This is a genomic window from Sphingorhabdus sp. (genome assembly GCF_046596595.1).
Lineage (GTDB): Bacteria > Pseudomonadota > Alphaproteobacteria > Sphingomonadales > Sphingomonadaceae > Sphingorhabdus_B.
This window is the reverse complement of record NZ_JBKJMB010000083.1, coordinates 1-13,445: the sequence shown is the minus strand read 5'-3', so window position 1 is coordinate 13,445 and position 13,445 is coordinate 1. Positions and strand designations below refer to the sequence as shown.

Genomic DNA, 13,445 nt, shown 5'->3' with positions numbered 1-13,445 from the left:
GCTTGCCGATGCGCGCAGCCGTCAGAATGCGTTGATGACTCGTCTTGAAAGCGCAGAAAATCAGGTCAAGCTGCGCACCATGTACAATGGCGATAAGGTTCGCGAGGCATTTTCGCGCTTCGATGTCCTCGAACGCCGCGTGGATGAAGCACAAGGTTATGCGGACTCGCTTTCGATCGGATCGGACGCACCGCGCACGTTGGGCGACGAAATCGCAGCACTTGAATCGTTCGATGTCGTCGATGCCGAACTTGAAGAAATGAAAAAGGCCATGAAGGCCGACCAAAAGAAGGAAGGCTAAATCATGGAAGATGTATTGGTCCCGGTCATGGTCGTGGGGATGCTGTTCGTCGCGCTTCCATGGCTTGTGCTTCATTATGTTACGCGCTGGAAAACTGCTGCGACACTTACAAATGATGATGAGCGGATGCTTGGTGATATGCATGAGCTGGCCCGCCGACTTGAAGATCGGCTCGACACGGTAGAACGACTTGTCGCGCAGGAAAATCCAGAATGGCAACCACGCCGCATCGAACTCGATACTCCAAATTTTGACCCCGAAAATGTTCGCAAGCTGGAAAGGAACCGCTGAAATGTCCGGGAAACATACCAAATTCTATCTCGATAAGCAGAATGCCAAATGGAAAGGCGTCTGCGCCGGGATTGCGGACTATACTGGGGTCGATGTTCTCTGGGTAAGACTGGGCGCTGTCATGCTCACCCTCATGGGTGGCTTCCCCTGGACGCTGATTGCTTACGTTATAACTGCATGGATGGCGCAACGGAAACCAGTGCATCTATATACCGACGACCGGGAAGAGCAGAAATTCTGGCAAGGTGTGCGTCAATCGCCTGCCCGCACCACCCGCGACATCCGTTCACGTTTTCGCGAAATCGACCACCGGTTGGCTGAAATGGAAACCTATTATGTCAGCAACAACAAGCAGTTGGCCGAGGAAATCGAAAGCCTGCGCTAATCACATTTCACTGAAGGAATATCTAAGATGTTCACGCTCATAGTCCTCGGCATCATTGGTTGGTTTGCCTACCGTCACTTAGCGCAGAAAAAGCGGAAAGCGGATCGCCGCAACTGGAGTGTCGATTTTCGTGACCTGCCAATTCAGCCTGTGACTCGCCGCCTTCCATGGAAAGAGTTCAAATGACCTGGAGCAGCCCGATAATGATCATTGCTATCGTAGCGTTGTGTTACGGCGGATGGCTACTCAACAACTGGATCCGGGCAAAGCATGGCTATCCGTTGGAAGATGAATGGGGCGGAAAATCAAACCGGATTGATGGCGATTCCGAACGTAAAATCATGCTTTTGAGCAATGAAAACGAAACGCTCAACGGCAAGATCGGACATTTGGAAGAGCGGGTTGCAGTGCTGGAACGCATTGTAACGGACAAAGCCGGGCGTCTGTCTGAAGAAATTGAAAGGCTGCGCTGAGGCGCTTGGGAGGGAAAAATGGATCCAGATAAATTTGCGATGATCACGGCCATTGGCCCGATGATCGGCATTGGCATTGTTTCGATTTCCGCCGGATGGGTGCTTACAACATGGATGCGCATCAAAAACGGATATCCGCTTGATGGTGCATGGGGCCAGGCCGTATATCCAAAGCATGACCAGGAAGCCGTCGAGCGCGTAAAACTGCTAAGCCAGGAAAACGCCCAGCTTCGTGCGGAACTTGGCTCGGTCAAAGACCGGCTTGCAAATATCGAAAAAATTGTCGTCGATGATAGCCACAGGCTTACTTCCGAAATTGAGGCCCTTCGCGGGCCGGCGAACTAAGGATATTTAACATGTCACCAGATGTCATCTTTGCCATGATACCGATATTAGGGATCAGTTGTGGATTGCTTGCGATTTTTGCAGGGGCGATTTTTCGACCTTGGATGAAAATGAAAGAGCGCCAACTGGAGTTGAACGCGAACAGCGTCGCGGAAAAAGCAGCGCAATACGCCTCAAATCAGTCGCAGTTGCTCGAACGCGTCGCCGTGCTTGAACGGATTGTCACAGACCAGGGCTATAGCCTCGCCAAAGAAATTGAGAGCTTGCGCAGCCTGCCAGAAACTATTCGCCCGACGCATGAAAAGGAGCTGCTGAAATGATTGGTGATCCATTTACAATGGTAGTCTTCATTGTGTTGATTGTGACGATCGGCAAAGTGCTGAGCAACCGCTACAAAGCGAGCCATGGCATTATTGAGGACGAAGACATGCTGGGCAACAAGACCCAGCGACTGCTCGGCAACAATGACACAAAGGCCATGCAGGATGAGATCCGCACGCTGAAGGACCGCATTCAGGTGCTTGAGCGCATCGCGACGGACAACAGCAGCGCAAATGATCTTAACCGCCAGATTGAGGAACTGCGCAACCGGTAACGGTTCGCGGAAACGAAAGGAAGGAACCATGGAACAGGATCCCAACTTCTACATCATCATCGGCGCATTTGCTGTGCTTTGCGTCGGTATACTCTCCTCGCTCGGTTTGCGTGGGTGGCGGGACTGGATCGCGTTAAAACATGCAGAACTTGATGTCGTTCGGCGTGGAAGCGACGCCCCCGTTCCGTCCGCTACATCACGCATTGAAGTCGCGGATTTGAAAGAGCGGGTCAAACGGCTTGAAGCCATCGCAGCGGGGATTGATATCTGACCGCAGTCACCATATGCGGTGGCATGCCTACACTCACCGACATTAGCGACGAATATGAATTTCTTGAGGCCGACGACCGCTACCGTCTCTTGATAGACCTGGGCCGCGAACTGGCGCCAATGCCTGACGCACTGAAAACCGACGCCACGCTCGTCAGGGGGTGTTCCGCAAATGTTTGGGTCTACCCCGTGACGGATGACGGCAGGTTGTCATTTTTGGCGGACAGCAATGCTGCAATAACCAAGGGCATCATTGCACTGGTGTTGAAAACGGTAGATGCCAAGAACGCACAGGAAATCCTCGATACTGACATCGGGGCTGCGCTCGCTCCGTTTGACCTGAAGAACCAGTTAAGCTCGAACCGCACGCAGGGCATTCCAAATATGATCGCGCTTATTCGTGAGACCGCTGCGCGTTATGCGAACTGATGCTCCGTCAGGCTCAGGCTATCCCTTCCATTCGCGCCGTTCTTCTGCAACGCGTAGGACGTCGTACGCAGCCTGACCTGCCTGAAACGCTTTTGCCGCATCGGCATTGCCCGGGTTTACGTCAGGATGCGTTTCTTTTGCTATCTTGCGCCAAGCCTTTTTGGCTTCCTCAAAAGTAGAATCGGTTTCGAGACCCAATATGTCGAGCGCGTGCATTTCGTCACGGCTTCGGCTGCCGTCACCGGAGCCTGCCCAACCATAATGCGCGGACTCCTTATAGCCCGATGAGTCGCGACGTTCATTTGCCTCGCGCTCGTCGGCTTCCTCCTTCGTCAGACCCTCAAAATAATCATATCCACGATTATATTCCCCCGCATGTTCTTCGCAGAACATCCAACGGTCGGGGTTGTTGGGCGATTTAGGCGCAGGGCAGTTGCCAGCTTTATTGCAGCCATAGCGGTCGCACAGGCGCACCTGTTGCGCCTCACTGCTGCTGCCATAGCCGCGCCAGCGGGGAAAACCCCAGTCATTTCGTCGAGTAGTACGCACCATGTCGCCGACTTAGCGATGGCATGCGCAATTTGCTAGGGCGTAAGCGCAAATTATGCACTCGACAGCGCGCCATCCATGATCGGATTTCCAACCTTGCTCGATACTACCAAGTCGGCGATGACGCCGGTTATGACGAGCCTAAGCCAGTTTCAGGATAATATTCTCGCGGTGCTCCACAATCGACATTGACTTGCCCGTCAGGAAATGTGTTCCGGAAAGCAAGGAAACATAATGGCGCTTACATGTAAATGTTGACGTGCGTGTCAGTCGGGGGGGGGGGGTATGGTTTTAGTTTTAAGAATTGTGGTCGGGGCAATCGGCATATTTGCGTTACTTGGCGTTAGCCAACACTGGTTCAGCCTTGATGCCGTGAGCACAGAGCGCGGCATGCAGGCTATAGGTGACATCGGGCGCGCGAACCTGCGTGCTGATGTCGGGGGACTGTTCTTGGGGATCGCCTGCTTTGCTTTATTTGCTGCACTTCGGCAAAACTTGGCCGCCCTGCTCGCAGCCGCAACACTGTTGAGCGCAACGCTTATCGGTCGCCTCGTCAGCATTGCAGTCGATGGCTATAGCGCGCGCATGGGACCACCGATGATCATCGAAGGCATAGTCCTTGCGGTATTTTTTGCCGCCTTTCGCGTATGGAACAAAAAGCCAGAGGGTCTATAAGCCGGGTTCTGTCCGCGCCCTAAGGCACTGTGCGACCATTCATCTAGTCGACGCATTGCTGCGCCGCTCATGCAACCAACCCGGGCGACTGGCAGGAGGATGCCATATGCCGCCCCTATTCGGTTTTGCTCCCGGTGGGGTTTGCCTTGCCATTTCTGTTACCAGAAATGCGGTGCGCTCTTACCGCACCGTTTCGACCTGGCCGCATCGGAATGCGGTGGACTATTTTCTGTGGCACTTTCCCTAAAATCGCTTTCGCCGGACGTTATCCGGCACCGTTCCTCGCTGGAGCCCGGACTTTCCTCCCCTCAGCAGTTACCCACTAAGCGGCGGTCGCCCAACCCTCTGGCGCGCCTCAGATAGCAGGTCCGCCTTCAACCTCCAAGAGCAAGCTAAGCAAAATTGCGCGGCACTCACCATCGATCACCCCATCGATGTTTTCAGGGCGAAACCGGCGCTGAAACGCAACAGTCGCAGCACTACCTTCCGATATGCCATAGCCATAACGTTCTAGTGCCAATAGAAACGCCGCATCGGGCCAGCCTGGATCAACCAAATTCGTCTTTGGCCGCGACATGGCAAGCCCAAGCTTTGCAAGCCGTTCCCAGTCAAACAACTCGCCCGGGTCTTCCTTGCGCGTCGGGGCGACGTCGCTGTGCCCAACGACATTGCGTGGCTCAATACTGTACGTCCGAACCAATTCGGCCACCAACCGCGTGACCGTATCCATTTGCGCTTCTGGAAATGGCCGATAGCCGAATTCATGGCCGGGGTTCACGATTTCAACACCGATGCTGGCACTGTTACAATCCGTAATTCCGCGCCAGTAAGACAGCCCCGCATGTTGCGCCCGTTGTTCCTCGCGTACCATGTGCACCAACTGCCCGTCTTCATCGACAACATAATGCGCAGAAACCTTCGACGCCGGGTTAGCTAGCCAGTCAATCGCTGCTGCCCCAGATTGCATTCCAGTGTAATGCAGAACAAGCATGCTGATGGGTAGGCTGCGTTCGCCGAAATTAGGTGAAGGGTTCCATATCATGGTCATTTGCCAACCATAGGTAAGTCCCGAGGTACACGCAATAATATGCGGTATGCTAATGCGACAACTGCGCGCTTCGGTCATCCGCGGGGGTTGTCTCGTAAAAACCGCGAAATTCCTTGCTTGCGCGAAATTTCTGGGTCTGGCCAATGACGGTTTCTGCCGCCCCCAGCATCAACAAACCGTCCTTTTCCAAGAGCGGCGCGATACTCTCCAATATCTGCACCCGCTTTTCATCGCTGAGATACATGAGCACATTGCGACAGCAAATGACATCAAAGCGTCCGAAATGGCGGCACGGGTTCAACATGTTATGTTCGGTAAAAGTCACCATTTTTCGAATGGCGTCCTTGACCACCCATTCTTCGCCATTCTGATCGAAATGACGGAGCATCTGCATTACGGGCAATCCGCGCTGGATCTCAAACTGCGAATAACGCCCCTCTTTGGCTTGCGCCAAGGCGGATGTCGACACGTCGGTCGCCAATATCTGAATGTTCCATCCGCGCCATTTTTCCGCGTTTTCAAGAATTGAAATCGCCAATGAGTATGGTTCTTGGCCCGTTGAACACGCAGCAGACCAGATGCGCAGCTTCTTACTCGCCATCCGGTGCTCACGTATATTGTCAAGCACTGGCCCGGTCAGCAAAGCGAAATTTGGCTGGTCTCGGAAGAAACTGGTCTCGTTGTTCACCATCGCTTCCACGCATGCGCGCGTCAATTTTGGGTCGGCATCGATCTCGATAAGTGCCGCGAGGGTCTGGAGATCGGGAACCGAGTTTGTACGCATCAAGGGTTTAAGCGCCATGTCAATGCGCCAATGCCGGTTCGCCACGACGGTTTGCCCGGTATGCTTCTCTAATATGTTTGACAAAATGCTGTAAGCTTGGGTTTCAGCCGTATTCATCGTGCTATCGCAGTGCGCGCCAATACATCAACGATTTGGTCCGGCTGCAATATCGCCGTAGCAAGCCCTTCTTTTGCAATCGCGCCTGGCATCCCCCACACTACCGAACTTTGCATATCCTGCACCAGAACGGCCGCGCCACGTTGTTTAAACGCCCGGGCTCCAGCCAATCCATCGTTACCCATGCCGCTGAAAATTATGGCGAACGCTTCGAGCCCATAAACACGGGCAATAGATTCGAGCATTGCGTCGACCGATGGGCAGTAACGGCTGCCGGTGTATTCCAATTGATGGTCAATAATGACGTCATCACCCTCGGCCCTGCATATCAAATGGGCATCTCCCGGCGCAACGTAGACATGGTTGGACTTAACCCGTTCTCCGACTTCAGCAACCTTCACGATGCGGTCGGTGAGGCCATCGAGCTGGCGTGCAAAGAATGTCATAAATGCCGATGGCAGATGTTGCGTGATGAATATTGGGCAATCGATCGCAGGGTTTAACGTGCGCAAGACAAGGTGAATCGGGGGAATACCTCCTGTCGATGACCCGATCGCGATGCAGCGTGGCTTCGAGAGCGTTGCACCATCAAATATCGGCCGATCTGCAAACCGTCCGCTAGAGGGCATGGGTGCTGAACGCCCGAGCCGCAAAACCTTGTCGATTAATATTTCGGAAAAGCGACCAGAAAAACCTGCGCGACCGGGTTTTGCCAGCGTGTCACATGCCCCGAGGGAAAGTGCCTGAACCGCAGCGGGACCATTTTCTTCGGCAAAAGCAGACACAATCAATATACGCGCGCTTTTTGCTTTTGCGATTATGTCCGGAAGCGCGTCGAGGCCAGACCGCTTGGGCATTTCGATATCAAGCAAGATGATGTCGACTTCAATATGGCTAAGATATGCAACGGCACCTTCAGCGTCGGATGCTTCACAGACAATTTCTATATCCGGCTGGTCGCCTAAGACACGGGCAAAGATCGAACGGGCAACAATGCTGTCGTCGACAAGCATTACGCGAATGGGTGCCAGTATCGGCGGGGGCCAAACGCCCTCAAATGTCTGCAATGCTGGCATGATCAGTTTTTAGATACAGCCAACGATTTGCAACTTCGAATGCAGCGTTTCCCGGTCGAATGGCTTCATCACATATTCGTCCGCCCCCGCGTCGATGGCCGCTTGAATATGAGCTATGCCATTTTCGGTGGTGCAAAAAATAACTTTAGCCGTCGGATTTTCGATCTTCGCGCGATACGTACGTAGAAACTCCATTCCCGTCATGACCGGCATATTCCAGTCGAGCAGTATGACATCGGGTTTTTCGTGGGTAACATGATCCAACGCTTCTTGACCATCGGCCGCTTCAGAGACGTTGAATTCCATCGTTTCCAAAATATGCCGTGCCACCTTACGGATGACCTTACTGTCATCAACGATCAAACAGGATTTCATGTAAATTCACCAACTATTTCATCCGAAGTGGAGACAGTATCGCGCTGTTCTTATCGACACGTTAATGTGGGAGCCCAAGGGAAGATAATTATTCAGCCAGCGCAGTTTGCCCCGACACCAACGCGCTTGTGTTCAATATCATTACCAGGGCGCCCTGATATGTGGCGATTTCATCAACATATCGTGCCCATGCGGGGGACGGACGAATAGCCGTTTCAGCTTCTTGAAGATCGATGGATACGACGTCGTGAACCTTTTCCACCAACAGACCATATTGATGGCCCCCAATCTCCGTAACAACGGCCAGCGCACCCTTTTCCGGTGGTTGCTTCACGCCAGTGACAAGGTACTGTGTATCGATTAGCGTTAGCACACGGCTTCGCAGCGCGAAAATTCCGGCGATTGCGGGATCGCACATCGGAACGGCCACAATGTCGGGTGTATGGACAACTGATTCGACAAGTCCGCTTTCAATGGCAACGCGCGATCCGGCCAGGTCCGCAATCAAGTATAAGTTTGTCATCATGCACTTACCGCTAGTTTTTCTTCAATCGCTGAAATCAGGCCAACGCGGTCATATCGGTAAATGCTCGCAGCGAGGTCATCCGCCGGATGACGCGAATCCCTAAGCTGTAACAGTCTCGCATCGTCTGCGACTGTTCCAGTCGATGACATATCTCGAAGCAATATTATGGCTGCCTGTGCCTGATCATTGCGATCAAAGCTAACGGCGTAGCCTGACGCCGTGAGCAACGGCGCCAATATTGTGCGTTCCCATTGGGCGTTTTCCGCGCATTCGATGAAGCAAAGCGGAGCGGCACCGCGTACCCGTCGGCGTCGGTCAGTTGCCTCAAAAAAGGCGAAGCTATTCCGCAGTTCAACCGCTTCCCCAAAGACTGTTATAACGCCTTCATGTAACTCGGGCTGTGCGCTTTGAAGTATATCGCCTGAAATGGTAACAATATCGAGCACATCGTGAACGGCAAGATAGCAGCTGCTTTCGCCGTCGCTCAACTTTAGGACATTGACGACGCTCTCGTTGGCTCGTTCCAGATACTCCCAAAGATCATATAATTTGCCTTCCACCGACAGGCGCATCCGGCCACCGATGAACTGGATTTGTGTAGTCTCGACATCTTCCATTCGGTCAATCGCGGACAATCGGATCGCCTGTTTGCGTCCATCGCTGTTTACGAAAAGCAGAGCAGAGAAACTATCGGATGCGGCCTCGGCGATGGTATTTTCGTGTTGTGCGCTTTCTTCCTGTTGCATTGCCGAAATCCCCATGGCTGCCGCTATTCCGCTTGCGTCCAACAACAGCATGGGACGGCCGTTATCGGGCAGCGAGGTTCCAGCGAACAGACCATTTGCCATGACCAAGGGTGCACCCGGTTTGACAACGAGTTCCTCGTTATCGATGACGGCGGCCACCTCCAACACGAACATCGAACCGACCGCAGGCCTAATCACGACAAGCGTGCGGCTTTCACCTATGGACTTGGTGCCGATCTCGATACCAAGAATATCTTCGAGCGCCCGGTACGGATATCGCTTCCCACGGATGCAGGCAATTTTCTGGCCGCCTAGCTCTTCAAATTGCACATTGGCGTTGGAGGCGGAGATCATCTCCACCACCGAGCTGCGGGCGATTCCAAATATCTGGTCGCTAGCCCGCACCGAAAGCCCCGGTATGATCGATAGGGTCAGCGGCAAGCGCAAGATGATTTTAAGCCCTCGCCCTTCGTTATTTTCGAGCTCGATTGTGCCACCAATTGTCAGCAGATTACTGTGCACGACATCCATCCCGACGCCCCTGCCGGATATCGACGTCACCGTGTCAGCAGTGGACAGACCAGGTGTGAATATCATGTTCAGCTTGGCCCGCATCGACATTTGCTGCCAATCTGCCGCCGTTATGGCTCTTGCCGCGATCGCCCGTACGCCTAGCTTTTCGACATCGATGCCGCGCCCATCGTCGACAATCTCGATCAAAATCTGATTGCCGGATTGGCGCGCCGAAATGGAGATATGGCCTGCAGAAGCTTTGCCTACGGCGCGCCGATCTGCGGCATATTCAATTCCGTGATCGGCAGCGTTTCGTAAAATATGCGTGAGCGGGTCGCGAAGCGCCTCAATCATTTCACGATCAACTTCAACCTCGCCTCCAGCGATACGCAATTCAATATCTTTGCCCAATTCAATCGACAAGTCCCGGACTAAGCGGGGAAGCGACGAAAAGAGTTTATCAATGTGCTGCATCCGCATCTTGCCGACTGCATCGCGCAATTCGGCGACGGTCGCGGACAGCCTACCAAAAGACACCTCCAGATCGCTGTTGCTGCCTGTTTTGCGCAATTGCCGTGATACTTCATTGCGCGCGAGCACCATGTCTGAAACGCCGCTCATCAATTTGTCGAGAAGCGCCAGCGAAACCCTGACGCTTCGGGATTTGACCGGCCCCTCACGTTCGGCGCTATCAAATTCGGCGATCATATCGACAATTGTCGATGGCGCGGCGCTTTTATCCGCGGCGGCATCGCCTTTCTGCAAACACGCAAGGACAGCATCGATCAGTTCGCTATCATTGTCGAATACCGCAACGCCGGTTTCCAACGCTTCGGTCAATGCAGCGATCCGGTCGATGATCGCCAGCACTGCTGTCACCAGCGCAGCAGAAACAATGACGTCGCCTGCCCGGGCAGCGCTCAGCGCATCCTCTGCTGCATGGCTAAGCCGAAGCAGACGGGGTAGCTCAAGAAAGCCACAGCTTCCCTTGACCGTGTGCACAAACCTGAACACACTATCCAGCAGATCCCGGTTATCGGGGTCCCGCTCCCACTCAACAAGTTGGTTTGTGAGCGATTCAAGCGTTTCACGCGTTTCCGCGATAAAGTCGTCTAACAAGTCGTCCATCAATCCCGCCCTGAAACTCAGGACGTGACTGTTGAAGACATATGGTTAAAAAGACGTTGAGAACCGCCTTTTATCTAAGTGCGTATCAAAGCCCCGATAACAAGATGCTCGGCGTCAGGTTCCGCCAATTGAACCATGCCGCCGCCCTTGAGTGCCAAGGTGTGCGCCATCCAGGCGGCTGCGGTGCGGGAATCGACGGACGCAGGATCAATCTGGCCTGTCAGCGCATCCCGGATGGCTGCATCCATCACTATTTTCGGTCCGCTTGCGCGGATGACGATTTCCTGTTCGCCCTCACGCGCCTCGGCCCCCACAAACAATGTTCCCCCGCGCACTAATGAGTCATTGGCTAACAACACGAGATTTAACAGTATCTTGACGGCACGTTTTGGCATCATTTGGGCAGGAACTGCCCATTCCAGAGCTGTACGGCCACTTGAAGTCACGAGCGGCTCAATCACCATCTTGGCTTCTTTGGGGTCCACATCAGTCCCGAATCCGCCGGCTGCGCCAAAGGCCAAGCGAAAGAACTTAAGCTTGTCGGCTGCGGCTTTTGCACTTTCCGCAAGCAAGTCCATGCACCGCTGCCGCATCGCAGGGTCGTGCTCGTCCGCCAGAAGCTCCAGCCCGTTATTCATTGCGCCAACTGGACTTAACAGGTCATGGCAGAGGCGCGAGCAAAGCAGGCTGGCAAAATCGATTTCTGTCTCGGACATTAAAAACATTTCCTGAAGATAACTGGCGTGTTGGAGGCGCTCATGGACTGAGTTGACGGGTGTTTCAACCCTCGACGACCACGGACACGGAGGTAAATCCGCTGACTCGAGCGCCGCAAACTGTGGGCCGCCATGCACTGATAGAATGTGAGGCGACTATCAGCCAAATCAGGCCATCTGGTGCAGCCTGCGCGACGTCTGTAGCAGACGGCGAAGCTAGCCCGTTAGGGTGCGAATGGAAATAGCCGAGCAATGGTAACCCGCCTGCGCGGGCAGACTTGTGCGCTGCGACGAGCGTAGCGGGATCAATCTCGAAATATCTCGCAGGATCTGGCGCGACATTCTTTGCCAGCTCTACTGCACAAACGTGGCGACCAGTTCCGCGCAAAATACCGCAACACTCGCGCTCACCAGCTTCCACAGCCCAATCCAGCATTTGTTGGTGGGCATTGCTTGATAAAATCAGGTCCATCGCCCATGTGTATGCGATGGTTGAAGAAAATACCACATTTTCAGGTATTTTGGGCGACGGACGGCTCGATAGCGCGCTCGCGGCTGCGTTGCCGCAATTTTCACGAGCCCGTATCCAGGCACTGATAGCCGAGGCTGCGCTTCGGGTTAATGGCCAATGTTATACGGATTCGGCCAGTAAGAAAATGTCCGGGCAAAGTTTTGAATTGAGCGTGCCCGCACCGGTGCCTGACAAGGCCATTGCGCAAAACATCGCGTTGGACGTTGTTTTCGAAGACGAGCACCTCATCATCGTTAACAAACCGGCAGGGCTGGTGGTTCATCCCGCCGCGGGGCATAGCGACGGAACGCTTGTGAATGCCCTTCTGCACCATTGTCGGGGAAAGCTGTCTGGTATTGGCGGTGTCCAACGTCCGGGCATTGTCCATCGCATCGACAAGGATACATCCGGTCTTTTGGTGATTGCCAAAAGCGATGCTGCGCATGAGGGCCTCGCGAAACTGTTTGCTACCCACGACATCGAACGCAAATATATCGCCATCGTGAGCGGCATCCCTGCCCCACCCGCTGGAACCGTTCGCACGCAAATCGGCCGATCGACGACCAACCGCAAGAAAATGGCCGTGTTGCCTGAATCGAAAGGCAGGCACGCCGTTACGCATTATCGCATGGTCGAAGCTTTTGCCAAAACCGCAATGGTCGAATGCACGCTGGAGACTGGACGAACGCATCAGGTGCGTGTCCATATGACTCATATCGGTCATCCGCTCATCGGTGACGGCGTTTATTCTAATCGACAAAACCATTACATTATCGGCCCAAATCAAGCCAAATTCGACCGGCAAGCATTGCACGCCGCCTCTTTGGGGTTTATTCATCCCATCACCGGCGGAACTTTACGGTTTGAATGCGGTATTCCAGAAGACATGCAGCTTCTGTTAAGTCTGCTTCGTGTATAGAAGTTTCGAAGGGAACGCCTTGCCATCGGGTGCTTGATGAGGCCCAGCGGAAGGCATAGAGAAAGAGAAAGACATGTCTGATAAAAAGAGTGTTCCGGCTACGATACCTGCCCTTGGGGGGGACGCGAGCCTCAATCGTTACTTAAGTGAAATTCGCAAGTTTCCGGTTTTGAAGCCCGAGCAGGAATATATGCTCGCCAAACGCTTTCAGGAACATGGCGACACCAAAGCTGCCGAGCAGCTGGTCACTTCACATCTACGTCTAGTGTCAAAAATCGCTATGGGCTATCGCGGCTACGGCCTGCCGGTGTCCGAGTTGATTTCCGAAGGCAACATCGGATTGATGCAAGGCGTGAAGAAATTTGACCCTGACCGCGGTTTCCGCCTCGCGACCTATGCGATGTGGTGGATTCGCGCGTCGATGCAGGAATTTATCCTGCGCAGTTGGAGCCTGGTTAAAATCGGGACAACCGCCGCGCAAAAGAAGCTTTTCTTCAATCTTCGCCGCATGAAGAACAACCTTCAGGCCTTTGAAGATGGCGATCTCAATCAAGAAGCCTTGCGTAAAATCGCAACTGACTTGGGCGTTTCCGAGGAGGAAGTGAACAACATGAACCGCCGCATGGCGATGGGCGGTGATACATCGCTCAACGTGCCCATGCGCGAGGATGGC

The 13,445-nt window shown here is 53.8% G+C and carries 19 protein-coding genes, 1 other RNA gene and 1 pseudogene; 11 read left to right on the top strand and 10 right to left on the bottom strand.

Translation table 11 applies throughout. From position 1 onward, the window contains the following. The 9 genes and pseudogenes from ACLL9E_RS08095 to ACLL9E_RS08055 all read left to right on the top strand — a co-directional run. Positions 1-301, top strand: a pseudogene (locus ACLL9E_RS08095) (phage shock protein PspA); the annotation flags it as partial. A gap of 3 nt (positions 302-304) precedes the next feature. Further along, positions 305-592, top strand: a complete 288-nt coding sequence (pspB, locus tag ACLL9E_RS08090) for an envelope stress response membrane protein PspB (RefSeq protein WP_411291229.1) — start codon at positions 305-307, stop codon at positions 590-592. 1 nt (position 593) lies between these two features. Further along, complete coding sequence (pspC, locus tag ACLL9E_RS08085) at positions 594-977, top strand: envelope stress response membrane protein PspC (RefSeq protein WP_411291228.1); 384 nt, start codon at positions 594-596, stop codon at positions 975-977. 203 nt (positions 978-1,180) lie between these two features. Beyond that, positions 1,181-1,450 (top strand): hypothetical protein, encoded by a 270-nt coding sequence (locus tag ACLL9E_RS08080; protein ID WP_411291227.1) that lies wholly within the window; start codon positions 1,181-1,183, stop codon positions 1,448-1,450. Positions 1,451-1,489: 39 nt separating this feature from the next. Continuing rightward, the gene (locus tag ACLL9E_RS08075) at positions 1,490-1,795 is read left to right on the top strand and encodes a hypothetical protein (protein WP_411291230.1); all 306 of its coding nucleotides are present in this window, start codon (positions 1,490-1,492) and stop codon (positions 1,793-1,795) included. Between the two features lie 11 nt (positions 1,796-1,806). Beyond that, complete coding sequence (locus tag ACLL9E_RS08070) at positions 1,807-2,115, top strand: hypothetical protein (protein WP_411291226.1); 309 nt, start codon at positions 1,807-1,809, stop codon at positions 2,113-2,115. Continuing rightward, complete coding sequence (locus ACLL9E_RS08065) at positions 2,112-2,390, top strand: hypothetical protein (protein WP_411291225.1); 279 nt, start codon at positions 2,112-2,114, stop codon at positions 2,388-2,390. Before ACLL9E_RS08070 ends, ACLL9E_RS08065 begins: the two co-directional genes overlap by 4 nt. Positions 2,391-2,418: 28 nt before the next feature. Further along, positions 2,419-2,661, top strand: coding sequence for a hypothetical protein (locus tag ACLL9E_RS08060; protein ID WP_411291224.1), 243 nt, complete (start codon positions 2,419-2,421; stop codon positions 2,659-2,661). Between the two features lie 23 nt (positions 2,662-2,684). Continuing rightward, complete coding sequence (locus tag ACLL9E_RS08055) at positions 2,685-3,089, top strand: SufE family protein (protein WP_411291223.1); 405 nt, start codon at positions 2,685-2,687, stop codon at positions 3,087-3,089. Positions 3,090-3,107: 18 nt separating this feature from the next. Here ACLL9E_RS08055 and ACLL9E_RS08050 read toward each other — a convergent pair whose 3' ends face one another. From ACLL9E_RS08050 to ACLL9E_RS08005, 10 genes are all read right to left on the bottom strand, one after another. Further along, positions 3,108-3,641 carry a J domain-containing protein gene (locus ACLL9E_RS08050; protein WP_411291222.1) on the bottom strand — a complete coding sequence of 178 codons (534 nt, stop codon included), beginning with the start codon at positions 3,639-3,641 and terminating at the stop codon, positions 3,108-3,110. 653 nt (positions 3,642-4,294) lie between these two features. Then, an RNA gene (rnpB, locus tag ACLL9E_RS08045) (RNase P RNA component class A) lies at positions 4,295-4,662 on the bottom strand. Positions 4,663-4,668: 6 nt separating this feature from the next. Then, complete coding sequence (locus ACLL9E_RS08040) at positions 4,669-5,361, bottom strand: N-acetylmuramoyl-L-alanine amidase (RefSeq protein ID WP_411291221.1); 693 nt, start codon at positions 5,359-5,361, stop codon at positions 4,669-4,671. Positions 5,362-5,410: 49 nt separating this feature from the next. Continuing rightward, positions 5,411-6,262, bottom strand: a complete 852-nt coding sequence (locus ACLL9E_RS08035) for a CheR family methyltransferase (protein WP_411291220.1) — start codon at positions 6,260-6,262, stop codon at positions 5,411-5,413. Beyond that, a complete protein-coding gene (locus tag ACLL9E_RS08030) occupies positions 6,259-7,338 on the bottom strand; it encodes a chemotaxis protein CheB (RefSeq protein WP_411291219.1) in 1,080 nt (359 codons plus the stop codon). The genes ACLL9E_RS08035 and ACLL9E_RS08030 overlap by 4 nt, the downstream gene beginning before the upstream one ends. 9 nt (positions 7,339-7,347) lie before the next feature. Further along, entirely contained in the window at positions 7,348-7,713 is a 366-nt protein-coding gene (locus tag ACLL9E_RS08025) for a response regulator (protein ID WP_411291218.1), read from the bottom strand. An 88-nt stretch (positions 7,714-7,801) separates the two neighbouring features. Beyond that, positions 7,802-8,239 carry a chemotaxis protein CheW gene (locus tag ACLL9E_RS08020; RefSeq protein ID WP_411291217.1) on the bottom strand — a complete coding sequence of 146 codons (438 nt, stop codon included), beginning with the start codon at positions 8,237-8,239 and terminating at the stop codon, positions 7,802-7,804. After that, positions 8,236-10,626 (bottom strand): chemotaxis protein CheA, encoded by a 2,391-nt coding sequence (locus ACLL9E_RS08015; RefSeq protein WP_411291216.1) that lies wholly within the window; start codon positions 10,624-10,626, stop codon positions 8,236-8,238. Before ACLL9E_RS08015 ends, ACLL9E_RS08020 begins: the two co-directional genes overlap by 4 nt. Positions 10,627-10,700: 74 nt before the next feature. Further along, positions 10,701-11,342 (bottom strand): histidine phosphotransferase family protein, encoded by a 642-nt coding sequence (locus tag ACLL9E_RS08010; protein ID WP_411291215.1) that lies wholly within the window; start codon positions 11,340-11,342, stop codon positions 10,701-10,703. Between the two features lie 64 nt (positions 11,343-11,406). Continuing rightward, positions 11,407-11,814 (bottom strand): Mov34/MPN/PAD-1 family protein, encoded by a 408-nt coding sequence (locus ACLL9E_RS08005; RefSeq protein WP_411291214.1) that lies wholly within the window; start codon positions 11,812-11,814, stop codon positions 11,407-11,409. A 16-nt stretch (positions 11,815-11,830) separates the two neighbouring features. Between ACLL9E_RS08005 and ACLL9E_RS08000 the strand changes: the two genes are divergently transcribed. After that, complete coding sequence (locus ACLL9E_RS08000; protein WP_411291213.1) at positions 11,831-12,772, top strand: RluA family pseudouridine synthase; 942 nt, start codon at positions 11,831-11,833, stop codon at positions 12,770-12,772. 73 nt (positions 12,773-12,845) lie between these two features. Then, positions 12,846-13,445, top strand: a 600-nt coding sequence (locus ACLL9E_RS07995; RefSeq protein WP_411291212.1) for an RNA polymerase factor sigma-32, incomplete at its 3' end; no start/stop codon positions are given.